We start from the raw sequence: 22,648 nt of genomic DNA on the forward strand, positions 1-22,648 counted from the left end.
CGGCGCCCGGCCGATTATTGCTCTGGCCGTGTTTCGGTGGTGCTGTCGGGCGGCCATTTCATGCCGTGGCGCGCCATGTAGGGCCCGAAATAGTCACGGAAGGCCGAAAAGCCCTCGGCCAGTTTCATGAATTCGTCGCGGTCCATCACCAAGACCTTTGTATCTTCGATTGCGCGCACGCTGGTCTGACGCCGGGTCGCGCCCAGTATCAGCCGTTCGCCGAAATGGTCGCCGGGGCCGATGCGGCGCAGCCGCAGCGCGCCGGTGGCGGGATCGGTCGTGGTCATCTCGACCGCGCCGCTGATCACGGTGTAGAACCCGTCCGAACGGTTGCCGAGTTCATAAATCTGATCGCCCGCGCGGTAGTGGACATAGCGCGCGGCTGAGGGCGAATGGGCGCGCAACTGCACCACGCTGCGCGGGGAAAGCCCGTCCATGAACCAGTTGAGCAGAACCTGAATCCGCGTCGTGATACCGGGCAGGAAGGCGAGATAGTAGAACCGCCACAGCAGCCACGCCGGAAACCCGGTCAGTTGCAGCCCCATGACCTCGGCCACGCCGCGCCGCGCACCCAGCGAGGCCAGCGCGCCGCGGGATTTGTAGCTGAACGGGCGCGGTGTCTTGCCTTCGATGGCGGCCGCGATGTTTTCGGCGAGCAGCTTGGCCTCGCGCACCGCGAATTGCGCGGTAGGGGGGGCAAAGTCGCGTGGCCCGGTTGCGCCGTCCTTGATCGGGATCAGCGCGCAATCCCCCAGAGCCCAAACGCCGGGTCGGTTCTTGACGCCCAGCGTCCGGTCCACCGCGATGCGGCCGCGATCAAAGGGTAGCGCCATCCGCTGCACCACCGGCGAGGGGGCGTTGCCGATCGTGGCCACGATGGTGCGGGTGTCGATCACCTCGCCCGTGGTGGTGACCAGATGGGTGCCCGTCGCACTGGCGACGCCGGTGCCCAGTTTCAGCGCGATCCCGTGGCGGGCCAGTGTGTCGGTGGCATAACGGGCCAGCCGCTCGGGCATTTCGGCAAGAATGCGGTTGGCATATTCCACCACCATGACACGCACCTCGGCGGGGTCGATGTCGGGGTAGAATTTCAGCGAGCGGTCGATCAGTTCCTTCATCTCGCCCACGGTTTCAATGCCGGAAAAGCCGCCCCCAACCACGCAGAAGGTCAGCGCGCTGCGCTTGACCTCGGGCAGTTGGGTGATCTGGGCATGTTCCAGTTGTTCGATCACATGGGCGCGCAGACGCCGGGCATCCTCCAGCGTCTTCATCTTCAACGCGTGATCTTCCAGACCCGGCATCCGCGACAGATCGACGGTCTGGCCAAGCCCTATGACCAGATGGTCATAGGGCACCTCGGTCGGGCGGCGCTGGACACCCTGAAAGACGGTGACAATGCGCTTGTCGAAATCGACGCTGTCCACCACCGCCTTTCGCACGAACACATCGCGCAGCAGAAAGCGCAAGGGCGAGACGGCATTGGCCGGCGTGATCGAGCCTGCGCCGACCTCGGGCAGCAGCGGCTGGAAGACAAAGTAGTTTTCGGCGTTGATCAACTCGATCCGGGCCACGGTGCCCAGCCGGCGCTGAAGCGCGCGCGCCGCATACATGCCGCCAAAGCCGCCGCCCAGAATAACGATCCGTGTCGCCAAGACGATTCTCCCGATTGCTGCTATGCAGCATAACCGCTTCGGCGCAGGGCGCCAGATGCGCATTGGTCATTGCCGCGCCGCGCCATGCGCAGGGCTGCGCGAACCCTGGCCGCGCCTGCCACAAAGCTCTTGCGCCGCGCCCTGTCCTCCGGCATCCCATCCGCAACCCAGGAGGGAGCCTGCCATGACCCAGACCATCGCCATTCTCGGGGCCTCCGGCTATACCGGGGCGGAACTTGTCCGGCTGATCGCCACCCATCCCAGCCTGCGCGCCGTGGCGCTGTCGGGCGACCGCAAGGCGGGGATGAGCATGGGCGATGTGTTTCCGCATTTGCGCCATCTGGGCCTGCCCGATCTGGTCAGGATCGAGGATATCGACTTTGCGGGCGTCGATCTGGCGTTCTGTGCGCTGCCCCACGCCACCAGTCAGGCGGTGATCGCCGATCTGCCGCGCGATCTGAAGGTTGTGGACCTGTCGGCCGATTTCCGGCTGCGTGATCCGGCCGATTACCAGAAATGGTATGGCAAGCCGCATTCGGCGCCCGACTTGCAGAAAGAGGCGGTCTATGGCCTGACCGAGTTTTACCGCGAGCAGATTCGCGCAGCCCGTCTGGTGGCGGGCACGGGCTGCAACGCGGCAGCCGGGCAATATGCGCTGCGACCGCTGATTTCGGCCGGGGTGATCGACCTTGACGAGATCGTGATCGACCTCAAGGCAGGCGTTTCGGGCGCGGGCCGCAGCCTGAAGGAAAACCTGCTGCACGCCGAACTGTCGGGCGGCACACATCCTTATTCGGCCGGGGGCACGCATCGTCACCTTGGCGAATTCGATCAGGAATTCAGTCTTTTGGCTGGTCGTTCAGTGCGTGTGCAGTTTACACCCCACCTGATGCCCTTCAACCGCGGCATCCTTGTGACTGTTTATGTCCGTGGCGATGCGGCGGAAATTCATGCCACGCTGGCCGCCGCCTATGCGCCCGAGCCGTTCCTTGAGGTGCTGCCTTTTGGCGCGCTGCCCTCGACACGTTCGATAGCAGGGTCCAATTACGTGCATGTGGGCGTAATCGGTGACCGTCTGCCGGGCCGGGCGGTGGTGATGGTGGCGATGGACAACCTTGCCAAGGGGTCTTCGGGGCAGGCGATCCAGAATGCCAACCTTATGCTGGGCAATGACGAAACTGCGGGACTGATGCTGGCCCCGGTGTTCCCGTAAGGAGGGAATATGAAAAGTCTAAAGAAAAAGCGCCGCATTCAGGTGCTGTTGGTCGCGGCGGTAGCCTTGGGGCTGTCAACCGCGATGATCGGCTATGCGATGCGTGACGGGATCAACTTCTTCCGCGCGCCCAGCCAGATCGTGGCCGAGCCGCCGGCCGAGGGCGAAACCTTCCGCATCGGCGGGCTGGTCGAGGCGGGCAGCCTGGTGCGCGGGCAAAGCGAGGTTATCACCTTCAACGTAACCGATGGCGGTGCCACGATCCCGGTCAAGTTTTCTGGCGTTCTGCCCGATCTGTTCGGTGAAAATCAGGGCATGATCGGCACCGGCCAGATGCAGGCCGGGGTGTTCGTCGCCAGCGAGATTCTGGCCAAACACGACGAAAGCTACATGCCCAAGGAGGTGATTGATTCGCTCAAGGAGCAGGGGCTCTATCAAGACCCTAATACCTGACCGTTCGCCCGCTTGGCCGCGAATTAACCTGATCTGGCGGACTTTCCCCTTTCAGCGAAGGGGAGGCCGCCATGAAAAGCGTTCAGGAAATTGCCCGGGAGATCGTCGCCCGCGAGGGGGGCTTTGTGAACGACCCCGACGATCCGGGCGGGGCTACGAAGTATGGTGTGACCATCGGCACGATGCGCCGGCTGGGAATTGATCTGACCGGCGATGGTCGTGTGACCGAGGCCGATGTGCGCGCGCTGACCCGCGACAAGGTCACCGAAATCTTTATCCGCAACTATTACGAAACCCCGCGGATCGCGGAATTGCCCGCGTCGGTTCAGGCGTCGGTCTTTGACATGTATGTCAATTCTGGTGCCAATGCGGTGCGAGTGCTGCAACGCCTTCTGATCGAGATGGGCCACGATCTGACCGTGGACGGGGTGCTGGGGCCGCTTACGATCCGGGCCGCGCATGCCGCGCAGGCGGCGGCGCCCGATCATCTGGCCGATGCCTACGGCATCGCGCGGCGCAATTACTATTACGCGCTTGCCGATGCCCGCCCCGCCAGCCGCAAATACGCCCGCCGCCGCGATGGAGGCAAGGGCGGCTGGATCACCCGAGCCGAGGAATTCATCGCCCCGCGCTTTCACCTGAGCGAGGACGCGCACCACGCACGGGTGGCGACATGGGCCTGATTTCACGCGTGCTGGGCAATTCTGCCGCAACCTCGGCAATCGGCAGTGCGGCGGTGAATGTGGCCGAGGTGTTCGTGCCCAATGCCACCAAGAAGATGGAGGCCGCGCATGACGCCTACCGCGCGGCGCTGGATGAACACGGGGCCGAGTTTCAATATGCCGCCCCCGGCTGGTTCGACCGGTTGGTGAACGGGCTGAACCGGCTGCCGCGGCCGATGTTGGCGCTGGGGACGCTGGGACTGTTTGCCCATGCGATGGTCGATCCGGTCAGCTTTGCCGAACGGATGGTGGGCCTGGGCTATGTGCCAGAGCCGCTTTGGTGGCTGCTGGGGGCGGTTGTCAGTTTTTATTTCGGCGCGCGCGAGGCACATTACTTTCGCACCCGCCCCGTTCTGGCGCAGCCGGCCGGCCCGGTCGCAGGCCCTGCCGCGCCGGTCGAGGAAAACGCGGCGCTGAGCGAATGGCGCGCCGGGCAGGGGAGCGTGAGAGGCGGCTGAAGGGGGGGATCGCCCCTTTTCCGACCTGATGACAAGCCCGCGACCGGCGCGGATCAGCCATTGGCGCCGCCGGTCCGTGCCCCTATGATCCACTGCGCAAGCGGAGGAAGACGATGATCGCAGAACTTGGCCATTTCGCCCTGATCCTGGCCTTTGGGGTGGCGCTGATTCAGGCCCTTGTGCCGCTGATCGGGGCGGCGCGCGGATGGGCGGGCTGGATGGCGGTGGGCGAGCCTGCGGCCTCGGCGCAATTCCTGCTGATCGCGGCCTCGTTCGGGGCGCTGACCTATGCCTTTGTAACGTCGGATTTCTCGTTGCAACTGGTTTGGGCCAATTCGCACACCGACAAGCCGCTGCTTTACAAGATTTCGGGCGTCTGGGGCAACCACGAGGGCTCGATGCTGTTGTGGGTACTGATCCTGGCGCTGTTCGGCGCGGCGGCGGCCTGGTTCGGGGGGGCGCTGCCACCCAGCCTGCGGGCGCGTGTACTGTCGGTTCAGGCGATGATCGGGGCGTCGTTTCTGGGCTTTATCCTGTTCACCTCGAACCCGTTCACCCGACTGGCGCAGCCGCCTTTCAACGGTCAGGATCTGAATCCGCTGCTGCAAGACCCCGGTCTGGCCTTTCATCCGCCGTTTCTTTATCTGGGCTATGTGGGCCTTTCGATGGCCTTTTCCTTTGCCGTGGCGGCGCTGATCGAGGGTCGGGTCGATGCCGCCTGGGCGCGCTGGGTGCGGCCCTGGACGCTGGCAGCCTGGGTTTTCCTGACCATCGGCATCGCGCTGGGGTCGTGGTGGGCCTATTACGAACTGGGCTGGGGCGGCTTCTGGTTCTGGGACCCGGTCGAAAACGCCAGCTTCATGCCTTGGCTGCTGGCTGCGGCGCTGCTGCATTCGGCCATTGTGGTCGAAAAGCGCGAGGCGCTGAAAAGCTGGACGATCTTGCTGGCGATCATGGCGTTCGGGTTTTCGTTGATCGGCACGTTCATCGTGCGGTCGGGGGTCATTACCTCGGTCCACTCCTTTGCCTCGGACCCGGAGCGGGGGGTGTATATCCTTGCCATTCTGGGCGTGTTTGTGGGCGGCGCGCTGACGCTTTATGCCGCGCGCGCCGGCGCCATGCAGGCAAAAGGCGTGTTCTCGATGGTCAGCCGTGAAAGCGCGCTGGTGATGAACAACGTGCTGCTGGCTGTCGCGGCGCTTGTGGTGTTTGTCGGCACCATCTGGCCGCTGGTGGCCGAGATGTTCTGGGATCGCAAGTTGTCGGTCGGGGCGCCGTTCTTTGAAAAGGCCTTTACGCCCTTCATGATCGCGCTGGCGATCATCCTGCCGATCGGGGCGGTGATGCCGTGGAAGCGCGGCTCGATCATCAAGGCATCGCAGCCGCTGTGGGGCGCGCTGGTTCTGGCGCTGGCGGTTGTGGCGCTGGTCTGGGCGGTCGGCACGGACCGGTCGGCGGTGGCGCTGGTGGGGGCGGGGCTGGGCAGTTGGCTGGTCTTCGGGGCGCTGGCGGAACTGTGGCTGCGCGCCGCCCACCGGCCCGCGCGTCTGTTGCGCCTGCCGCGGGCCGACTGGGGCAAGGCGACCGCTCATGCCGGGCTGGGGGTCACGTTCATCGGCATCGCCCTGCTGACAGCCTGGGATATGGAAGATATACGCGTGGCGCAGGTGGGCGAGCCTTTCACCGTGCGCGGCTATGAAATCACGCTCGACAAGGTCGAGCAGATCGAGGGCCCGAACTACCTTTCAACCACGGCCACCATGACCCTTCGTGAAGGCGGCGTGGTTACTGCGGTGCTGCACCCTGAAAAGCGAGTCTATCCGGTGCAGGCGATGCCCACCACCGAGGCCGCGATCGACTACCGCTTTACCCGCGATGTCTATCTGGTGATCGGCGACGCGCAGGATGGCGGCGGCTGGGCGGTGCGCACCTATATCAAGCCCTTCGCCAACTGGATCTGGGCGGGGTGCATGATGATGGCTCTGGGCGGGCTGTTGAGCTTGTCCGACCGGCGCTACCGGGTTGCCGCGGGCGCGCGCCGCAGCGCCGCCCCCCTTGCCGCAACCCCGGCGGAGTAGATGCGATGCTGAAACGTCTGATCCTGGCTGTGGTGCTTCTGGCCTCGCCTGTGCTGGCGGTTCAGCCCGATGAGGTGCTGCCCGATCCGGTGTTGGAATCGCGGGCGCGGGAACTGGCCAAGGTGCTGCGCTGCCCGGTCTGTCAGGGCGAGAATATTGATGAATCGAACGCCTCGATTTCTCGCGATCTGCGGCTTTTGGTGCGCGACCGGTTGCTGGCGGGCGACAGTGACGGCGAGGTGCTGGATTATGTCGTGGGCCGCTATGGCGAATATGTGCTGTTCGAGCCGGACAGGTCGGGGGCAAACCTGATCCTGTGGCTGGTGGGGCCGGGGGTTTTGCTGGTGGCTTTGGGCGGGGCGGCGGTGTTCATCCGGTCACGCAGGCCGACCGATGGCCCAACCGAGCCTGCGCTGAGCGATGATGAACGTGCCCGCCTGGCCGAAATCCTGCGCGAGTGACGCGCCGTTCCGGTTTTCCGGCCCGCGTCAGCCGCTAGTCTGGGGTTGATGGGCAGGGAGGCGCCGATGGAATTTGAAACGATCCGCTATGAACTGGCCGGGGGCGTGGCGGTGATCACGCTGAACCGGCCCGAGGTGATGAACGCGCTGAACACCGCGATGCGCGTCGAAATCACCACGGCGCTACGTCGGGCGAGCGCCGAGGCGCGGGTGGTGGTGCTGACCGGCGCGGGTCGGGCGTTTTGTTCGGGGCAGGATCTGGGCGATGGTGTCACCGCAGCGACGCTCGATCTGGAACGCGTGCTGCGTGATGAATACGAGCCGATGCTGGAAGCGATCACAAACTGCCCGGTGCCGACGATTGCGGCGGTGAATGGCGTGGCGGCGGGTGCGGGGGCGAACCTTGCACTGGCGGCTGATGTGGTGATCGGGGCCGACGGCGCGGCCTTCATTCAGGCCTTCACCCGGATCGGGCTGATGCCCGATGCGGGCGGCACCTTCTGGTTGCCGCGGCAGGTGGGGGCAGCGCGGGCGATGGGAGCGATGCTGTTTGCCGACCGCATCCCCGCGCGACAGGCCGCCCAATGGGGCATGATCTGGGAAGCCGTGCCCGATGAGGCATTCGAGGCGCATTGGCGCGCGCGGGCGGCGCATCTGGCGGATGGGCCGACGCGGGCCTATGGCGCGATCAAGGCTGCGCTGCGGGCCACCTGGGCCAATGACCTGCCCGCGCAACTGACGCTTGAGGCGCAGCTTCAGGGGGGCTGCGGCGCCAGCGACGATTTCCGCGAAGGCGTTGCATCCTTTCTGGAAAAGCGTGCCGCCGTCTTTGCCGGGCGCTAAGCGGCCTTTCCCCTCGCCGCGCGCTGTGGCACCTTGCGCCGCAAAACGGAGGCGGGAATGCGCAAGGTCAGGCTGGGGCGGAACGGCCCCGAGGTCAGCGAAATCTGTCTGGGGTCGATGACTTGGGGCACCCAGAACACCGAGGCCGAGGGCCATGCCCAGATCGACCGGGCGCTGGATCGGGGCGTGACCTTCATCGACACCGCCGAGATGTATCCGGTCAACCCGGTGGCTGCCGAAACCGCGGGCCGCACCGAGGAAATCATCGGGTCGTGGTTGGCGCGCAGCGGGCGGCGGGGCGATGTGGTGATCGCCACCAAGATCACCGGGGTCGGCAGCAAGGCTGCGCGCGACGGGGCGCCGATCACGCCCGCGGCGATCCGCGCAGCGGTCGAAGGCTCGCTCCGGCGGTTGCGCACAGACCATATCGACATCTATCAACTGCACTGGCCCAACCGGGGCAGCTATCACTTTCGTCAGCACTGGCGCTATGACGCCGGCGGGCGGGATCGGGCGGCGGTGCGCGCCGACATGGGTGCCTGCCTTGAAGCCATCGCCGCGCTGGTGGCGGAGGGCAAGATCGGCCATTTCGCCCTGTCGAATGAAACCGCCTGGGGCATGGCCGAATGGCTGCGGCTGGCCGAGGCCGGGCTGGGGCCGCGGGCGATTTCGGTGCAGAACGAATATTCGTTGCTGTGCCGGATGTATGACACCGATCTGGCCGAACTGGGCGTGATGGAGGATGTCACGCTGCTGGCCTATTCGCCGCTGGCGGCGGGGCTGTTGTCGGGAAAATACACGCCCGAGGTGACACCCCAAGGCTCGCGCCGGTCGATCAACCCCGATCTGGGCGGGCGGATCACGCCGCGGGTCTGGCCCGCTGTCGCGGCTTATCGGCAGATCGCGGCGACGGCAGGGCTGGACCCGGTGACGATGGCGATTGCCTTTGTGCTGGGGCGCCCGTTCCCGGTGGTGCCGATCGTGGGGGCGACCAGCGTGGCGCAGCTTGACCGCGCGCTGGATGCGGCGGGCCTGACCCTGCCCGAGCCGGTGCAGCGCGAAATTGCCGCCGCCTGGCGCGCCCATGCGCTGCCGTTCTAGGAGGTGAGGATGCGCGCAGCCGCTGTCATCATCGTTCTGGTCGCGCTGGCGGGGTGCCGCGAGGGTGGGGCAGAAAGGTTGGAACCCGTGGGCGAGGCCCGCATTGCCGCCGAGCGCACCGCCTGCGAGGCGCGGGGCGGCACCTGGCGCAGCATGTCGGGCGGAGCGCTGCAATTCTGCCAGCGCCAGACCCGCGACGGCGGCAAGGCCTGCACGCGCGAGTCAGATTGCGAAGGCGCCTGTCTGGCACGATCAGGCAGCTGTTCGCCCATCGCGCCGCTGTCGGGCTGCAATGAGGTGCTGACGAATGCCGGGCTGCGGGTGACCGAATGCGTGCAATAAGCCGTGCCCCGATCTGGGCACTTGTCGCCGTGCTGGCCGCTTGTGCCCCGGCGCCGGACGCGACCCCGCGCCGCGATGCCGACACACGCATTTCTTCGGCGGTGCTGTTTGACCCGGCGCGGTTTGCCGGGCGCTGGCGGGTTGCGGCCAGCCACACGCCAGGCTGCACCGGGGCGGTGCAGGATTGGGCCGCGGTGGCGGGGGGCGGCTATGCCCTGTCGGGCATCGACTGCACCGGCCCCGCGCCTGCGGCGCTGGGCGGGCGGGCCATTGTGACCGGGCCGGGCGGGCGGATCACGCCCGAGGCGGGCTTTGGCCGCGATCCGGTCTGGGTGCTGTGGGTGGATGAGGGCTATCGCATCGCCGCGCTGGGCACGCCCTCGGGGACATGGGCGATGATCCTTGTGCGCGAGGGTGCGGCGCGTGCCGATCTGATCGCCGCGGCGCGCGAGGTGCTGGCGTTCAACGGCTATGATCTGGCGCAACTGGCGCCGTAGGGGGCAGGCATGAGCCTCTGGGTTCTGGTCACGCTGGCCGCCGCGGCCATGCAGACGCTGCGCTTCATGCTGCAAAAGCGGCTGAAGGGCGTGGGTCTGTCGACCGGCGGGGCGACCTTTTCCCGATTTCTGTTTGCGGCCCCTTTGGCCGCGGTGGCCGCGGCGGCCCTGCTGCGGACCACCGGCATCGAGGTGCCGGTGTTGACACCACGGTTCTGGGTCTTTGCCCTGTTGGGTGGGGCCGGGCAGGTGGCCGCGACCTTTCTGACGGTGGCGCTATTTTCATTGCGAAATTTTGCTGTGGGGGTGGCTTTCACCAAGACTGAAACGGTTCAGGTCGCGGTGTTTTCGGCCCTGCTGCTGGGCGAGGTGGTCAGCATGGCCGGCTGGATTGCGATTGCCACGGGCTTTGTGGGCGTGGTGCTGCTGTCGCGCGGGCCGGGGGGGGCGGGCATGTTTGGCCGCGCGTCGGTTTACGGGGTGCTGGCGGGCGGGCTGTTCGGGTTGTCGGCCATCGGCTACCGCGGTGCCACGCTGGAACTGTTGCCGCTGGATGCCCTGTCCCGCGCAATCGTGACGCTGGCGATCGTTTCCGCGGCGCAGACGGTTGGCATGGCGCTGTGGCTGCGGCTGCGTGAGCCGGGCGAGTTGGGCCGCGTGTTGGTCGCCTGGCGGCGCACCGTCTGGGTGGGGGTAACGGGGGTTCTGGGCTCGGCCGGCTGGTTCACGGCCTTTGCCTTGCAGAACGCGGCCTATGTGCGTGCGGTCGGGCAGGTGGAAATTGTCTTCACACTGATCGTTTCGGCGCTGGTGTTCAAGGAACGGCTGACGGCGCGCGAGGGGGTTGGCATCGCACTGGTGGTGGCAAGCCTGATCCTGATCGTGCTGGTTGGCGGCTAGATCAGGCGGCGGAACTGCGCACGGGGGCCAGAGTTGTCGAAGAAGGGCACCGCCTCGGGCGGCGCGATCCGGGTGCCCGCATCGGCCAGAAGTGCCGCCACCTCGGCCAGAACCACCTCGGTGATGAAGGGCAGGTTCAGCCGCCGCGCCTCGGTCAGCGGCACCCAGTGCAGATGCGAAAGCTCGTCGCAGGCGCGCGAGAAATCGTCGGGGTCACAGGCCAGATCGGCGGCATCGGCCAGAAAGAAGCGCGCATCGAATCGGCGTGGGCGGCCCGGCGGGGTGATGGCGCGGAACACAAAGGTCAGCCCCGCGGCCGAAGGCAGGTGCCCGGTATCGGAAAAGCTCTGCCAGTCGGCGGGCACCGCGCCGGGCCAGTGGCCGGGGGCGCCCAGAAACAGGCCGGTTTCCTCCCACAACTCGCGCAGGGCGGCGGCTGCAAGCGCATGTGGCAGCGCGGCAGGCGCGCCGTCGCGCAGGTCTTGGGCCAGCCGGGCGGCGCATCGCGGGCCGGGCGGCGTGGCCAGCGGCACCGCAGCATCGCCCGGATCGACCGCGCCGCCGGGAAAGACGTATTTCGAGGGCATGAACGCCGCCCCCGCCCCGCGTTGCCCCATCAGAACTGCGCCCCCCGGCGCATCGCGGCGGACCAGCAGAACGGTGGCAGCATCGCGGATGGCGGTCTTGTCGGGGGTGTCGGTCATGGCGGGCTCCGGGCTGGGCTGCGCAAGCTTATCGCGGTGATGCATGCGGCGGAAAGACCCGATCGTCACGCTTGCGTGAGGGTGCCCTGACGGCGACGGAAACCGCCGCCCTCTGCGTTTGATATGCATGGACGACGGGAAAGCCGTCGGGAGCATCAAGGAGACGATGATGAAAGCCACGAGGATGATCACCGCGGCAATTCTGGCCGCTACCACCGCTGCCTTTGCCTTGCCCGTGCTGGCGCAACAGGCCCCGGCACCCGGCAATATGCCGATGATGCAGGCCTTTGACCAGTTCGATGCCAACAAGGACGGCAAGATTACGCAAGACGAGATCAAGGCCGCCCGTGCCGCCGAAACCACGGCGCTGGACGCTGACAAGGACGGCAAGATCAGCGCCGCCGAACTGGTCGCGCAAGACATGCAGAATGCGCAGGCCCGTGCCGAGATGCGCGCCAAGAATCGGATCGAGCGTCTGGATACCGATGGCGACGGGATGCTGTCGGCGGCCGAACTGGCGGCCCGGCCGATGCAGTTGAAGATGTTCGACCGGCTGGACGCCAACAATGACGGCGCCGTGGACAAGGACGAACTGGCCCAGATGCGCGGCAAGATGCGTGATGGCCGGGGCGAGGGGCGCGATGGTCGCCGCGATGACCGGCGCGGTGACGGCTGGGGCGATTGCGATGACGACGGTTGGGGCGGCTTTGGCGATGCCCCGCGCCGCGGCATGATGCAGCCGCCGGCCAACTGAGCCGAGACAGGACCGGACCGGGGTGCGCCCCGGTCCGGGTTTGCCCCAGAACGGGATTCGCGTTAGGCCAAGAGCAGTATGGACATGGCATTTGACGCAACAGGCGAAGTCTCGGACGAGGCGCTCTTGGTTCTCTATGCAAATGGAGACCGGGACGCGGCGCGTTTCTTGACGTTGCGGCTGGTGCCGCGGGTCTTGCGGGTGGCTGCGCGTATGTTGGGCGACGCAGCCGAGGCAGAGGATGTTGCGCAAGAGGCGATGCTGCGGCTGTGGCGCGTGGCGCCCGAGTGGCGGCAGGGCGAGGCGCAGGTTTCGACCTGGTTGTACCGGGTTGCGGCCAATCTTTGTACCGACCGGCTGCGGCGCCGCCGTGGGCTTGCCCTTGATGAGGTGGCCGAGCCGGAGGACGGGCGACCCTCGGCTGTTGAGGGGATGATTGCGGCTGACCGGGCTACGGCCTTGCAGGCGGCACTGGACGCGCTGCCCGAGCGGCAACGGCAGGCGGTTATTCTGCGCCATCTGGAGGGGCTGACGAACCCTGAGATTGCACAGGTGATGGAGATTGGCGTCGAGGCGGTGGAAAGCCTGACGGCGCGTGGCAAACGGGCGCTGACGGCCATGCTGGCAGGGCGGCGTGAGGAGTTGGGGTATGGCCATGGCTGAGCGGCACAGCAGCGACGACTTTCTTGACGGCTTTCTTGCCGCAGCCCGGCAGGCCGCACCCGAGCCTTCGGCGGATCTTCTGGCGCGGGTTCTGGCCGATGCCGAGGCGCAGATGGCGCAACGGGCTGCGCCGCCGCTGCCCGCAGCCCCGGTTGGGGCGGGGATATGGGCGGGGATCATGTCTGCCGTGGGCGGATGGCGCGCGATGGGCGGGCTGGCGACCGCGGCGGTGACCGGGGTCTGGATCGGCTTTTCCGGGGCCGAGCCGCTGGCCGATGCGGCGGGGGGGCTTTTTGCGCAGGGCGCCTCGGACACGCTTGCCAGCATCAGCCTGCTGCCCGAAGACGATGTGCTGGCATTGGCGATGGATATGGAGGAATGAGCATGACCGAAACCCCGCAGACGCCAGCTCCGAAGGCTGCCAAAGGGTCTGGCCGGTGGCTGCTGATCATGTCGCTGACGCTCAATCTGCTGGTTCTGGGCGTTGTCGTGGGCGGGCTGGTCGCGCATGGTGGGCGGTTGCCGCGGCCGGGTGGGGGCGATATCAGCCTTGGCGTTTTCACCGAGGCGCTGTCCGAGGCTGACCGCGCCACGATGCGCCGGGCCGCAATGGCGCAGGTTCCCGAGTTTCGGGAGATGCGGCGGGCCGCGCGCGCTGATCATGCCCGTATGATCGCGGCGTTGCGCGCCGAGCCGTGGGACCGCGCCGATCTGGAGGCGGTGATGGCTGCCAACCGCACCCGCACGCTGGAACGGATGGAGTGGGGCCAGCGCATGATCCTGGAACGTGTTGCAGCGATGACCCCCGACGAGCGGCGCGCCTTTGCCGCCCGGCTGGAACAGGGCCTGCGCCGCGGCGACCGAGACCGCGCGCATCGTCGTGACACCGCGCCTGAACGCTGACCGGGCCGTGGCGGGTCAGGCGGCGCTGGCCCTTGCGGCAAGCCTGACCTGATTGCGTCCCCCGGCCTTGGAGGCCAGCAGCGCGCGGTCTGCCTGATCCAGCAGCGCCTCGGCGCTTTGATCGGGCAGACCCAGTCCGATTGCCACGCCGATCGACATGGTCACCCGGATTTCACCCGCGCCATCGGGCAGCGTGACCGGCTGTTGCCTGATCGCGGCGCAAAGACGGTTGGCAAGCGCGCGTGCGGCTTCGGGTGTGGTGTCGGGCAGAACGATCAGAAATTCTTCGCCGCCAATGCGGGCGGCCAGATCGGTCTCGCGCAGGTGGGTGCGCAGGCGGCGGGCGGTTTCGGTCAGCACGGCATCGCCTGCGGCATGGCCCCAACTGTCATTGACCGCCTTGAAACGGTCCAGATCCAGCGCCAGAACCGCAAAGGGCCGCCCGGTCTGGCCCGCATGGGCGGTGACGCGGGCCAGATGAGGCAGCGCGTAGCGCCGGTTGAACAGCCCGGTCAGCGGATCGGTGACGGCAAGGCGCAGCCCATCGGCCACGCTGGATCTTTGGCGGTCGGCGATCCGTTTGCGCGCCAGATGCTGGCGCAGGCGCAGCGCGGCCTCTTCGGCGGCTTCGGGCTTGGCCAGGGCGGCGGGCAGCAGGTCGTTGGCGCCCAGATCCAGCGCGATGGCCGCCGTTTCGCGCGGCGCATCGGGCAGCGCCATGCAGATCACTGCATGGCGTGTGGCTGGGCGCGAGCGCAGTTCAGACAAAAGCCGCAGCCCATCACCGGGGTGGTGGGGATCGACTGCGATCAGGATGGCATCGGGCGGTGCCCTTTCCTCCGACTGGGTCAAGGCCTCGTCGCGGCTGGCCAATGTCAGCTCGACCCCCGGCAGATGCGGTGTCAAGGCCTGTTTCCAGCCCAGCGAAGCCTCGCGCGTGGGGCTGACCAGTGTTACCCGCACGGGCACACGGAACGCGGCGGCGGGTTCGGCAAAGCCCAGATCGCGGCAGGTCGCCTCGCGCAGGCGCAGTTCCTCTTCGGTTTCGCGGGCGCGCAGCAGGCTGCGCAGGCGCGCCAAAAGCAGCATTTCATCCAGCGGTTTGGCCATCACCTCCTCGGCCCCTGCGCGCAGGGCCGCAATCCGTTCGGCGGGCGTCTGCGCGACGGCCACCAGCGGGATGGCCCGGGTGGCCGGATCGGCCTTGAGGTGGCGGCACAGATCAGGGCCGTTACCATCGGGCAGGTCGAGGTCCAGCAGGATCAGGTCGGGGCGGTCGGTCTGGGCCAGTGTCAGCGCGGCAGCGCCGGTGGCGGCTTGACAGGTATCATAGCGCGCGGCGGCCAGCTTGACCTTCAGCACGATGCGGTTGGTTGCGACGCCGTCCACGATCAGGATTTTGCCTGGCATGGTTGGAACGCTCCCTTTACTGATACCCTGTGCTCGCTGAAGTAATCATTTGTGGATAATGGTTAACAAAGTCTTTCTGGCGGCAATTGTTTCGAAAAGGTGAACGATGGCGATCTCACGCGATGGGGCAGAACTGCTGGCTTTGCGGGTTTTGGGCTGGATGGCCGAAGACCCCGAGATTATGGGTGGGTTTCTTGGGGCGACCGGCGCCGGGGTTGGTGATCTGCGCGCGCGGGCGACTGACCGGGCCTTTCAGGTGGCCGTTCTGGATCATCTTCTGATGCGCGATGACTGGGTGCTGGCCTTTGCCGAGGCTGTGGGCTGTGCGCCCGATCAACCGCTGGCGGCGCGGATGGCGCTGGGTGGGGCCGAGGGCACGCCCTGGGGCTGAGCCCTTGCAAATCCGCCCCGTAGAACGATCTGTAGGGCACAGTAGCAGGAGTGCGACATGGCAGCGGTGGCGGGGCTGATCTTTGACAAGGACGGGACGTTGTATGATTTTCAGGCCACCTGGTGCGCCTGGTCGCGTGGCCTGTTGATGGAGCTGGCCGAGCAGGACGAGCGTCATGCCCGCGCTCTGGGCGCCGCGATCGGCTATGAGCTGGGCGAGGCCGGGGCGGGGGGGCGGTTTGCCCCCGAAAGCCCGGTGATTGCAGGCACTGTCGAGATCATCGCGGGGCGGTTGCTGCCGCATCTGCCGGCCTGGGATATGGCCGCGCTGGTCGATCGGATGAATGTGCGCGCCGCGCTGGCGCCGCAGACCGAGGCGGTGCCGCTGCGCCCGCTGCTGGCCGGGCTGCGGGCGGATGGATTGAAACTTGGCGTGGCCACCAATGATTCCGAGGCCCCGGCGCGGGTGCATCTGACCGCCTCGGAGGTCGAGGATCTATTTGATTTCATAGCCGGATTTGACAGCGGATTTGGCGCCAAGCCTGCACCGGGGCAATTGTTGGCCTTTGCCGAGGCCACCGGGCTTGTGCCCGAAACGGTGGTGATGGTGGGCGACAGCCGCCACGATCTGGAGGCCGGGCGCGCCGCCGGGATGCGCTGTTTGGGGGTATTGACCGGCCTTGCCGGGGCTGATGACCTTGCCCCCCATGCCGAGGCGGTGCTGCCCGACATTGGTGCGCTGCCCCGCTGGCTGGCGGCCCAGACGGCCTGAGCCGCGCGATGGCTGGTGTTTTTGCCCGGCTCTGGATAGCCTGACCCTGCGGTGCAGACGCAGGAGGCGGCGATGCTACGGAACCGGGCTTTGCATGTGGCGCTGGGCGCGCTGGCTGGGCTTGCGGGCTGGGTTTTGGCCGAAATACTGGCCGAGATCGCCGCGGCGCGGACCGTTCTGGGGCTCGCGACGCTGGGGGCTGCATTCTTTGGCGTGGTGCTGGCGATGCTGACCGATGTAGCGCCGCGCCGGGCGATTGCCGCCGGTGCCGGGGTGGCGGGTGTGACCGCGGCGCTGGTGGTGCTGGGATCACTTCGGTTTGATGACCCGCAGGATTTTGTGGCGGCTGGGCATGGCGTGCTGGCCGGGCTGGTGCTGGCCTCGCTGCCCGTGCCTTTCCTGATGGCGGTGGCGCGCGGCGGGCGCGGTGCCTGGGCCGATTACCCGGCGCTGTTTCTGCATTCGTGGAACATTGTCGTGCGCTATGCCGCTGCCGCGTTGTTTGTGGGGGTGGTCTGGGCGGTGCTGATACTGTCGGGCGCGTTGTTGCGCCTTGTCGGCATCGAGGCGCTGGCCAACCTGCTGGAAGAGCCGCTGGCCATCTGGTTGATCAGCGGCGCCGCGCTGGGGCTGGGGCTGGCGGTGGTGGGCGAGTTGAGCGATCTGGTATCGCCCTATCTGATGCTGCGGCTGTTGCGGCTTTTATTGCCGGTTGTTCTGGTTGTGGTGCTGGTGTTTCTGGCGGCGCTGCCTTTGCGCGGCCTCTCGGGGCTGTTTGGCAACCTGTCGCCGGGCGCAATGTTCATGGCGATGGCGGCGGTCGCGGTCGGGTTGATCGCGATTGCGGTCGATCAGAGCGAGGCCGAGGCGGTGCAGGGACGCCTGATGCAGACCATGGTGCGGGCGCTGGCGCTGACGGTGCCGGTGCTGGCGGGGCTCGCCGTCTGGGCGGTGGCGCTGCGGGTGGTTCAGTATGGCTGGACGCCGGGGCGGGTGGCGGCGGCCTGTGGTGCAGGGGTGAGCCTTGGTTATGGTCTGGCCTATGCGCTGGCGGTGCTGCGCGGGGCGCGCTGGATGGGGCATATCCGCCGTGCGAATATCGGGTTGGCTCTGGGGCTGATCGTGCTGGCCGCGCTGTGGCAGACGCCGCTGCTGAACGCGCAGGCGATTGCGGCGCAAAGCCAGCAGGCGCGTTATGCCGAGGATCGCGCGATGCCCGAACAGATGCCTTTGTGGGAACTGGCCCATGATTGGGGCCGCCCCGGCCTTGCCGTGCTGGCGGAGCTGCGCGATGTCGCTGCCCTGCCGGGGCAAGAGGCGCTGGCGCGGCGTTTTGCGGCGATGGACCGGGCCCCGCAACGCTGGGAATTCGATGATCCGGGCCGCACTCCGATCGGGGCGGCACGGGCCGTTGGGCTGGCCGCTGCCCTGCCGGTCTGGCCCGAGGGGCGCAGCGCCCCCGAGGGTCTGTTGGAAAGCCTGAGCGCGCCGGAGGGCCAGATGGTGCTGGAGGCTTGCGCCCGGACCACGCCTGCGGGCAACCCCGGCTGCCTTCTGCTGCTGGCCGATCTGGTGCCGCAGCGCGACGGCGACGAGGCGGTGATTGTGCTGTCCTCCGGTGGCCGTACGCGCGGGGTGGTGACGCTGGTATTTGCGCGCGAGGGGGCGGGCTGGACCACCCCTGATTCGCGCAGCGATGGCGAAGGCCCCGAAGCGGGCCGCGCCATTGACCTGATCCGGCAGGAGGGGGTGGCGCTGGTGCCGTTGGGCCTTTCGGCGCTGCAGTTTGGTGATCGGCGGATTTTTCTGTATCCCTGAGAGGGATTGGGGCTTTGTTAACCTGGCGGCTCTAGCCTTCCTTCGGGAAGGGAGGTGTGCCCCATGCATGGTCTTGTGAACCGGTCGATCCAGTGTTTCCTCGGCGACACCTACGGCGCCGATCTGTGGGCTGCCGTGGCGGCCAAGGCCGGGGCGCCTGTCGAGGGGTTCGAGGCAATGTTGCGCTATGACGATGCGCTGACCTGCGACCTGATACAGGCGGCGACCCTGCGGCTGGGCAAACCCCGCGCCGCGCTGCTGGAGGATCTGGGCGCCTATCTGGTCACGCGGGAGCCGCTGCGTCGGCTGATGCGCTTTGGCGGGGTGGATTATACGGAATTCCTGCTGTCGCTGGAGGATTTGCAGGGCCGTGGCCTGATGGCGCTGCCGGATCTGGACCTGCCGGAGCTTGGGCTTGAAAGCGGGGCGGCGGGGCGATTTACCCTGACGGTGACTGCTGCACAGCCCGGTTGGGGCGCGGTCTTTGCCGGGATGCTGCGGGCGATGGCCGATGATTATGGCGCGCTGGCGCTGATCGAGCATGTTGCCCCCCCGGTCGATCATGAGACGACGGGAGCGGGCCAGACCGGACCGGGGCAGCCCGCGCCGGTGCGGCTGGGCCCGCAGGCGGCGGCGCAGGAATGGGTGACGGTCGAGTTGCTGGAAGCGCGCTTTGCCAGTGGGCGGAGATTTGATCTGGCAGCGATGACGACAGGCGCATGATGTGCTGCGCAGGGGTATGGGAGGGCAGTGTTCTGGCGGTTGATGCCGAGGCGTTGGGGCGGTTGATGCCGATGGCGCTGTGGCTGGACCGCACCGGGATCATCCGTGGCGCGGGGCCGGCGCTGGAAAAGCTGTGTGCCGACAGCCTGCCGGGGCAGAGGCTGGGCGCGCAGTTCGAGGTCTTGCGCCCGCGTCTGCCAGAGGCCACGTCAGCGTCCGAGGCGAGGCCCGCAGATGACCGGGCCAAGGCCGTGGCCGGTCGCAACGCCGGGGCCGAGGTCGATCTGGCGGGGCTGCTCGGGGCGCGGGTCTATCTGCGGCTGCGGCGTGCGCCCGCCACGACGCTGCGGGGGGTGGCGGTTCCTGCGCGGGTTGCGGGCGCGGACGGGCTGATACTGAACCTGACCTTCGGGATCGGGCTTGCTGATGCTGTGCGCGACCATGGTCTGACGACCTCCGATTTCGCCGTGACCGATCTGGCGATGGAGTTTTTGTATCTGCAAGAGGCCAAGGCTCTTGTGATGGGCGAATTGCACGCGCTCAACGCCCGGCTGCAAGACGCCCGCCGCACCGCCGAGGCACAGGCGATGAGCGACCCGTTGACCGGGCTCGCCAATCGCCGCGCGTTGGATCAGGATCTTGCGCGCGCGGCAGCGGTGGCGGCGCGCGGGGGGGCGCCGTTTGCGCTGGCGCATCTGGATCTGGACCACTTCAAGGCAGTGAACGATTTGCTGGGCCACCCGGCAGGCGATTTCATGCTGGGCCGGGTCGCCGCGATCCTGCGCGAGGAAACGCGGCGGGCCGATCTGGTGGCGCGGGTCGGGGGCGATGAATTCGTGCTGCTGCTGCGCGGCGCCCATGACCCCGCAGGGTTGATGGCGCTGGGCGCGCGGATCATCGCGCGGATCGAAGAGCCGTGCCTGCATGAGGGGCGGCCCTGCCGGATATCGGCGAGTATCGGGATTGTCCTGTCCGCAAGCCACCCAGGCGCCGACCCGGCCCAGATGCTGGCCGCTGCGGATGTGGCGCTTTATGCCTCGAAGCGCCGGGGCAGGGGGTGTTGCACGGTTGCGCCGCCACCGCCGACGGGTCCACCTGACGACGGGGCAGACTGGCTCGACTAGGCCGGGGCGTTGCGCTAGGCAGGGGCCATGAGACAGGGGTTTCCCATTGCAGCGCCGGGTATGGCCATCGGCCTTCTGGGCGGGTCGTTCGACCCGGCCCATTCGGGCCATGTGCATATCACTGAAGAGGCCTTGCGCCGGTTCGGGCTGGACCGGGTGTGGTGGCTGGTCAGCCCCGGCAACCCGTTGAAGCCCAATTCGCCCGCGCCGATTGCTCGGCGTGTGGCTGCGGCGCGCGCGATCATGCAGCATCCGAAGGTCGTGGTGACGGCGATCGAGGCGCGGCTGGGCACACGCTATACCGCGCAAACACTGGCGCGGCTGAAGGCACTCTACCCCGGTGTGCGCTTTGTCTGGCTGATGGGGGCCGACAATCTGGTGCAGTTCCACCGCTGGGATAACTGGCGCCAGATTCTGGCGATGGTGCCGGTGGGGGTGCTGGCGCGGCCGGGCGCGCGGATGCCGGCGCGGCGTTCGAAGGTGGCGCAGACCTATGCCGGTGCCCGCCTTCCGGGCGAGGCGGCGCAACTGCTGCCGGGCATGACGCCGCCCGCATGGTGTTTTGTCGATGTGCCGATGGTCAATCTGTCGTCCTCGGCGATCCGGGCACGGGTGCAGCGGCGGGGGCCTTTGCGCAGCAAGGCTTGATCGCGCGGGGTGACCTGCGCTTTAGTGTGGTGGGAAAACGGGGGTCAACCATGCAACTGTCGCGCCGCGTTCTGCTGGGCGGTCTTCTGGCGGGGTTGGCCGAGACCGGGCTGGCCCAGGCGCCAGCCGTTTCGCCCCGCCCCGCCCCGCGCCCTGCGGTGACATCTGGCGCTGCGGCAGCCCCGGCGTCGGCACGGGTGGCGGCGGTGGCGGTCGAGGATCTGATCGCAGCGGCACGGCTGGGGGGCGATGTGACCTTTGCCGTGGCCGATGCCCGGACTGGTCTGATTCTGGAAACCCGTGGCGCAGATCGCGCGATGCCGCCCGCCTCGACCGCCAAGGCGGTCACGGCACTTTATGCGCTGGAGCATCTGGGCCCGACGTTCCGGTTCGTGACGCGGCTGATTGCGACCGGGCCGGTGGCGGGGGGGATAGTGCAGGGCGATCTGGTGCTGGCGGGGGGCGGCGATCCGACGTTGTCCACCGACGATCTGGCGCAGATGGCGGCAGCGCTGGCGGCGCGGGGCGTGCGCGGCGTCACGGGGCGATTTCTGGTCTGGGCGGGTGCGCTGCCGTTTCAGCGCGACATTGCCGAGGGGCAGCCGGTGCATGTGGGGTATAACCCGGCGGTCAGCGGGCTGAACCTGAATTTCAACCGGGTGCATTTTGAATGGCGCCGCGGGCAGGGTGGCTATGCGCTGAGCATGGATGCCCGGTCTGAACGCGTTGTGCCCAAGGTCTATTCGGCCCGCGTGGCGCTGGCCGACCGCAGTGTGCCGCTGTTCACCTATGCCGAGAGCGGCGGGCGCGAGGAATGGACGGTGGCGCGCACCGCGCTGGGCAAGGGCGGCAGCCGCTGGCTGCCGGTGCGCCGCCCTGATCTGTATGCGGGCGATGTGTTCCAGACGCTGGCGCGCGCGCAGGGCGTGCCCTTGCCTAACCCGACCCCGGTGGATCGGTTGCCGGGTGGCACGGCGGTTGTCAGTCATGACAGCGCCGATCTGCGCGAGGTGCTGCGCGACATGCTGCGGTATTCGACGAATGTGACCGCCGAGGCCGTGGGCATGGCCACGACCCAGGCGCGCGGCGGGGGGGGAGGAATTGCGGCCTCGGGGCGGGCGATGACCGAGTGGCTGCGTGTCCGCGCGGGCGCCGGGGGGGCGCGGTTCGTGGATCATTCCGGCTTGGGGGTAGAGACGCGGATTTCGGCAGCCGAGATGGTGGCGGCATTCGTGCGGCTGGGGCCCGCGCTGAACCTGCGACCGATCCTGCGCGACATCCCGTTGCGCGATACAAAAGGCCGCGAGATCAAGGGCCATCCGATCCGGGTGGAGGCCAAGACCGGCACACTGAATTTTGTTTCGACGCTGGCGGGCTATATGACCACGCCCGACGGAACCGATCTGGTCTTTACAATCTTTACCGGCGATGTGGCCCGGCGCGCAGCGGTGGGGCCGAGCGAGGCGCCCGAGGGGGCTGATGCCTGGGTAAAACGATCCAAGCGGTTGCAGCAGCAACTGATCGAGCGCTGGGCGGCGGTTTACGGGCGCTGAGGCGTTACAGCGTCATGTGGCGCGCGCGTGCGCCGCGTTCGATCGCGGCGGCGTTCAGGCGGTCCACCTCCAGTTCGTGGCGGACTTCTTCCAGCATCCGCAACTCGATCTCGCCCAGCTTGCCATCGGCTGCGGCCACATCGCAGGCCAGCGCATAGGCGGTTTCAAAGAGCTTTTCGGGCAGCGCGTCGCGCACAAGGCCGAACAGGGCATCAAGCCCCTCTTCCTCTTCGAGCAGGGCGTAGACGGTTTGCGCCACCACCGGAATGCGGTCGATGTCGTAGCTGGCGAAGATCGGCATGTGGTTGACCATGCGTTCGATCGCGACAAGTTCCGCGGTACGGATATTTTCATCCGAAACGGAGACCGCGACCATGACGGCGACAAGCGCATCTTGCGGGGAAAGCGAGGGCAGGGCTTCGGTCACGGTATCCATCCTGAAAAGGGCATTCCAGGTGCAAATTAT

Annotated in this window: 26 protein-coding genes; 22 read left to right on the plus strand and 4 right to left on the minus strand. The window is 67.5% G+C overall.

Annotation, left to right across the window (positions count from 1 at the left end; all coding sequences use genetic code 11):
- Window positions 1-14: 14 nt before the first annotated feature.
- Window positions 15-1,715, minus strand: a complete 1,701-nt coding sequence (locus tag C5F46_RS01115) for an FAD-dependent oxidoreductase (protein WP_107323525.1) — start codon at window positions 1,713-1,715, stop codon at window positions 15-17.
- Between the two features lie 121 nt (window positions 1,716-1,836).
- On the opposite strand from C5F46_RS01115, the gene argC reads away from it, so the two are divergent.
- The 11 genes from argC (at window position 1,837) to C5F46_RS01170 (ending at window position 10,720) form a co-directional block, all read left to right on the plus strand.
- Window positions 1,837-2,865: an N-acetyl-gamma-glutamyl-phosphate reductase gene (gene argC / locus C5F46_RS01120; RefSeq protein ID WP_107323526.1), complete on the plus strand. Its 1,029-nt coding sequence runs from the start codon at window positions 1,837-1,839 to the stop codon at window positions 2,863-2,865.
- A 9-nt stretch (window positions 2,866-2,874) separates the two neighbouring features.
- Entirely contained in the window at window positions 2,875-3,318 is a 444-nt protein-coding gene (ccmE, locus tag C5F46_RS01125; protein ID WP_107323527.1) for a cytochrome c maturation protein CcmE, read from the plus strand.
- 71 nt (window positions 3,319-3,389) lie between these two features.
- The gene (locus C5F46_RS01130) at window positions 3,390-4,001 is read left to right on the plus strand and encodes a holin-associated N-acetylmuramidase (RefSeq protein ID WP_107323528.1); all 612 of its coding nucleotides are present in this window, start codon (window positions 3,390-3,392) and stop codon (window positions 3,999-4,001) included.
- Complete coding sequence (locus tag C5F46_RS01135; protein WP_107323529.1) at window positions 3,992-4,498, plus strand: holin family protein; 507 nt, start codon at window positions 3,992-3,994, stop codon at window positions 4,496-4,498. Before C5F46_RS01130 ends, C5F46_RS01135 begins: the two co-directional genes overlap by 10 nt.
- Window positions 4,499-4,611: 113 nt before the next feature.
- Window positions 4,612-6,576: a heme lyase CcmF/NrfE family subunit gene (locus C5F46_RS01140; RefSeq protein ID WP_107323530.1), complete on the plus strand. Its 1,965-nt coding sequence runs from the start codon at window positions 4,612-4,614 to the stop codon at window positions 6,574-6,576.
- Between the two features lie 5 nt (window positions 6,577-6,581).
- Window positions 6,582-7,037: a cytochrome c-type biogenesis protein gene (locus C5F46_RS01145; protein ID WP_107323531.1), complete on the plus strand. Its 456-nt coding sequence runs from the start codon at window positions 6,582-6,584 to the stop codon at window positions 7,035-7,037.
- Window positions 7,038-7,103: 66 nt separating this feature from the next.
- Window positions 7,104-7,880, plus strand: a complete 777-nt coding sequence (locus tag C5F46_RS01150; RefSeq protein ID WP_107323623.1) for an enoyl-CoA hydratase-related protein — start codon at window positions 7,104-7,106, stop codon at window positions 7,878-7,880.
- 57 nt (window positions 7,881-7,937) lie between these two features.
- Window positions 7,938-8,981, plus strand: coding sequence for an aldo/keto reductase (locus tag C5F46_RS01155; protein WP_107323532.1), 1,044 nt, complete (start codon window positions 7,938-7,940; stop codon window positions 8,979-8,981).
- Window positions 8,982-8,990: 9 nt separating this feature from the next.
- A complete protein-coding gene (locus tag C5F46_RS01160) occupies window positions 8,991-9,323 on the plus strand; it encodes a hypothetical protein (protein WP_107323533.1) in 333 nt (110 codons plus the stop codon).
- Window positions 9,311-9,820: a lipocalin/fatty acid-binding family protein gene (locus C5F46_RS01165; protein ID WP_107323534.1), complete on the plus strand. Its 510-nt coding sequence runs from the start codon at window positions 9,311-9,313 to the stop codon at window positions 9,818-9,820. The genes C5F46_RS01160 and C5F46_RS01165 overlap by 13 nt, the downstream gene beginning before the upstream one ends.
- A 9-nt stretch (window positions 9,821-9,829) precedes the next feature.
- Window positions 9,830-10,720, plus strand: a complete 891-nt coding sequence (locus C5F46_RS01170; RefSeq protein ID WP_107323535.1) for a DMT family transporter — start codon at window positions 9,830-9,832, stop codon at window positions 10,718-10,720.
- Here C5F46_RS01170 and C5F46_RS01175 read toward each other — a convergent pair.
- Window positions 10,717-11,424, minus strand: coding sequence for an NUDIX hydrolase (locus C5F46_RS01175; protein WP_107323624.1), 708 nt, complete (start codon window positions 11,422-11,424; stop codon window positions 10,717-10,719). The two genes, C5F46_RS01170 and C5F46_RS01175, sit on opposite strands and share 4 nt — an antisense overlap.
- Before the next feature lie 169 nt (window positions 11,425-11,593).
- Here C5F46_RS01175 and C5F46_RS01180 point away from each other — a divergent pair, with 169 nt between their 5' ends.
- The 4 genes from C5F46_RS01180 to C5F46_RS01190 all read left to right on the plus strand — a co-directional run bounded on the left by C5F46_RS01180 (window position 11,594) and on the right by C5F46_RS01190 (window position 13,744).
- Window positions 11,594-12,178, plus strand: a complete 585-nt coding sequence (locus C5F46_RS01180) for an EF-hand domain-containing protein (protein WP_168796795.1) — start codon at window positions 11,594-11,596, stop codon at window positions 12,176-12,178.
- A gap of 78 nt (window positions 12,179-12,256) precedes the next feature.
- The gene (locus C5F46_RS01185; RefSeq protein WP_107323537.1) at window positions 12,257-12,841 is read left to right on the plus strand and encodes an RNA polymerase sigma factor; all 585 of its coding nucleotides are present in this window, start codon (window positions 12,257-12,259) and stop codon (window positions 12,839-12,841) included.
- Window positions 12,828-13,223, plus strand: a complete 396-nt coding sequence (locus C5F46_RS16530) for a dihydroorotate dehydrogenase (RefSeq protein ID WP_181317722.1) — start codon at window positions 12,828-12,830, stop codon at window positions 13,221-13,223. Before C5F46_RS01185 ends, C5F46_RS16530 begins: the two co-directional genes overlap by 14 nt.
- Before the next feature lie 2 nt (window positions 13,224-13,225).
- The gene (locus C5F46_RS01190) at window positions 13,226-13,744 is read left to right on the plus strand and encodes a periplasmic heavy metal sensor (protein ID WP_168796793.1); all 519 of its coding nucleotides are present in this window, start codon (window positions 13,226-13,228) and stop codon (window positions 13,742-13,744) included.
- A gap of 15 nt (window positions 13,745-13,759) precedes the next feature.
- Here C5F46_RS01190 and C5F46_RS01195 read toward each other — a convergent pair whose 3' ends face one another.
- Window positions 13,760-15,154, minus strand: coding sequence for a diguanylate cyclase domain-containing protein (locus tag C5F46_RS01195; protein WP_107323539.1), 1,395 nt, complete (start codon window positions 15,152-15,154; stop codon window positions 13,760-13,762).
- A gap of 106 nt (window positions 15,155-15,260) precedes the next feature.
- Here C5F46_RS01195 and C5F46_RS01200 point away from each other — a divergent pair, with 106 nt between their 5' ends.
- The 7 genes from C5F46_RS01200 (at window position 15,261) to dacB (ending at window position 22,182) form a co-directional block, all read left to right on the plus strand.
- Entirely contained in the window at window positions 15,261-15,545 is a 285-nt protein-coding gene (locus C5F46_RS01200; protein ID WP_107323540.1) for a DUF3572 domain-containing protein, read from the plus strand.
- A 57-nt stretch (window positions 15,546-15,602) separates the two neighbouring features.
- Complete coding sequence (locus C5F46_RS01205) at window positions 15,603-16,316, plus strand: HAD family hydrolase (protein ID WP_107323541.1); 714 nt, start codon at window positions 15,603-15,605, stop codon at window positions 16,314-16,316.
- A 72-nt stretch (window positions 16,317-16,388) separates the two neighbouring features.
- Entirely contained in the window at window positions 16,389-18,134 is a 1,746-nt protein-coding gene (locus C5F46_RS01210; RefSeq protein ID WP_133618331.1) for a DUF4153 domain-containing protein, read from the plus strand.
- 63 nt (window positions 18,135-18,197) lie between these two features.
- The gene (locus tag C5F46_RS01215; RefSeq protein WP_107323543.1) at window positions 18,198-18,857 is read left to right on the plus strand and encodes a heme NO-binding domain-containing protein; all 660 of its coding nucleotides are present in this window, start codon (window positions 18,198-18,200) and stop codon (window positions 18,855-18,857) included.
- Entirely contained in the window at window positions 18,854-19,981 is a 1,128-nt protein-coding gene (locus tag C5F46_RS01220) for a GGDEF domain-containing protein (protein ID WP_235820043.1), read from the plus strand. Before C5F46_RS01215 ends, C5F46_RS01220 begins: the two co-directional genes overlap by 4 nt.
- Window positions 19,982-20,008: 27 nt before the next feature.
- On the plus strand, window positions 20,009-20,629 hold the full coding sequence (locus C5F46_RS01225) for a nicotinate-nucleotide adenylyltransferase (RefSeq protein ID WP_107323545.1): 621 nt from the start codon (window positions 20,009-20,011) through the stop codon (window positions 20,627-20,629).
- A gap of 50 nt (window positions 20,630-20,679) precedes the next feature.
- Entirely contained in the window at window positions 20,680-22,182 is a 1,503-nt protein-coding gene (gene dacB / locus C5F46_RS01230; protein WP_107323546.1) for a D-alanyl-D-alanine carboxypeptidase/D-alanyl-D-alanine endopeptidase, read from the plus strand.
- A 4-nt stretch (window positions 22,183-22,186) separates the two neighbouring features.
- Here dacB and C5F46_RS01235 read toward each other — a convergent pair whose 3' ends face one another.
- Window positions 22,187-22,618, minus strand: a complete 432-nt coding sequence (locus C5F46_RS01235) for a tellurite resistance TerB family protein (RefSeq protein WP_207186696.1) — start codon at window positions 22,616-22,618, stop codon at window positions 22,187-22,189.
- Between the last annotated feature and the right edge of the window lie 30 nt (window positions 22,619-22,648).

The sequence above is a fragment of the Phaeovulum veldkampii DSM 11550 genome, from assembly GCF_003034995.1.
Taxonomy (GTDB): domain Bacteria; phylum Pseudomonadota; class Alphaproteobacteria; order Rhodobacterales; family Rhodobacteraceae; genus Phaeovulum; species Phaeovulum veldkampii.

What these genes read in the sequence shown, in the direction of transcription:
- C5F46_RS01115 (WP_107323525.1), bottom strand. Translation starts at nt 1,715, where the DNA reads ATGCGCATCTGGCGCCCTGCGCCGAAGCGGTTATGCTGCATAGCAGCA.
- argC (WP_107323526.1), top strand. Translation starts at nt 1,837, where the DNA reads ATGACCCAGACCATCGCCATTCTCGGGGCCTCCGGCTATACCGGGGCG.
- ccmE (WP_107323527.1), top strand. Translation starts at nt 2,875, where the DNA reads ATGAAAAGTCTAAAGAAAAAGCGCCGCATTCAGGTGCTGTTGGTCGCG.
- C5F46_RS01130 (WP_107323528.1), top strand. Translation starts at nt 3,390, where the DNA reads ATGAAAAGCGTTCAGGAAATTGCCCGGGAGATCGTCGCCCGCGAGGGG.
- C5F46_RS01135 (WP_107323529.1), top strand. Translation starts at nt 3,992, where the DNA reads ATGGGCCTGATTTCACGCGTGCTGGGCAATTCTGCCGCAACCTCGGCA.
- C5F46_RS01140 (WP_107323530.1), top strand. Translation starts at nt 4,612, where the DNA reads ATGATCGCAGAACTTGGCCATTTCGCCCTGATCCTGGCCTTTGGGGTG.
- C5F46_RS01145 (WP_107323531.1), top strand. Translation starts at nt 6,582, where the DNA reads ATGCTGAAACGTCTGATCCTGGCTGTGGTGCTTCTGGCCTCGCCTGTG.
- C5F46_RS01150 (WP_107323623.1), top strand. Translation starts at nt 7,104, where the DNA reads ATGGAATTTGAAACGATCCGCTATGAACTGGCCGGGGGCGTGGCGGTG.
- C5F46_RS01155 (WP_107323532.1), top strand. Translation starts at nt 7,938, where the DNA reads ATGCGCAAGGTCAGGCTGGGGCGGAACGGCCCCGAGGTCAGCGAAATC.
- C5F46_RS01160 (WP_107323533.1), top strand. Translation starts at nt 8,991, where the DNA reads ATGCGCGCAGCCGCTGTCATCATCGTTCTGGTCGCGCTGGCGGGGTGC.
- C5F46_RS01165 (WP_107323534.1), top strand. Translation starts at nt 9,311, where the DNA reads ATGCGTGCAATAAGCCGTGCCCCGATCTGGGCACTTGTCGCCGTGCTG.
- C5F46_RS01170 (WP_107323535.1), top strand. Translation starts at nt 9,830, where the DNA reads ATGAGCCTCTGGGTTCTGGTCACGCTGGCCGCCGCGGCCATGCAGACG.
- C5F46_RS01175 (WP_107323624.1), bottom strand. Translation starts at nt 11,424, where the DNA reads ATGACCGACACCCCCGACAAGACCGCCATCCGCGATGCTGCCACCGTT.
- C5F46_RS01180 (WP_168796795.1), top strand. Translation starts at nt 11,594, where the DNA reads ATGAAAGCCACGAGGATGATCACCGCGGCAATTCTGGCCGCTACCACC.
- C5F46_RS01185 (WP_107323537.1), top strand. Translation starts at nt 12,257, where the DNA reads ATGGACATGGCATTTGACGCAACAGGCGAAGTCTCGGACGAGGCGCTC.
- C5F46_RS16530 (WP_181317722.1), top strand. Translation starts at nt 12,828, where the DNA reads ATGGCCATGGCTGAGCGGCACAGCAGCGACGACTTTCTTGACGGCTTT.
- C5F46_RS01190 (WP_168796793.1), top strand. Translation starts at nt 13,226, where the DNA reads ATGACCGAAACCCCGCAGACGCCAGCTCCGAAGGCTGCCAAAGGGTCT.
- C5F46_RS01195 (WP_107323539.1), bottom strand. Translation starts at nt 15,154, where the DNA reads ATGCCAGGCAAAATCCTGATCGTGGACGGCGTCGCAACCAACCGCATC.
- C5F46_RS01200 (WP_107323540.1), top strand. Translation starts at nt 15,261, where the DNA reads ATGGCGATCTCACGCGATGGGGCAGAACTGCTGGCTTTGCGGGTTTTG.
- C5F46_RS01205 (WP_107323541.1), top strand. Translation starts at nt 15,603, where the DNA reads ATGGCAGCGGTGGCGGGGCTGATCTTTGACAAGGACGGGACGTTGTAT.
- C5F46_RS01210 (WP_133618331.1), top strand. Translation starts at nt 16,389, where the DNA reads ATGCTACGGAACCGGGCTTTGCATGTGGCGCTGGGCGCGCTGGCTGGG.
- C5F46_RS01215 (WP_107323543.1), top strand. Translation starts at nt 18,198, where the DNA reads ATGCATGGTCTTGTGAACCGGTCGATCCAGTGTTTCCTCGGCGACACC.
- C5F46_RS01220 (WP_235820043.1), top strand. Translation starts at nt 18,854, where the DNA reads ATGATGTGCTGCGCAGGGGTATGGGAGGGCAGTGTTCTGGCGGTTGAT.
- C5F46_RS01225 (WP_107323545.1), top strand. Translation starts at nt 20,009, where the DNA reads ATGAGACAGGGGTTTCCCATTGCAGCGCCGGGTATGGCCATCGGCCTT.
- dacB (WP_107323546.1), top strand. Translation starts at nt 20,680, where the DNA reads ATGCAACTGTCGCGCCGCGTTCTGCTGGGCGGTCTTCTGGCGGGGTTG.
- C5F46_RS01235 (WP_207186696.1), bottom strand. Translation starts at nt 22,618, where the DNA reads ATGGATACCGTGACCGAAGCCCTGCCCTCGCTTTCCCCGCAAGATGCG.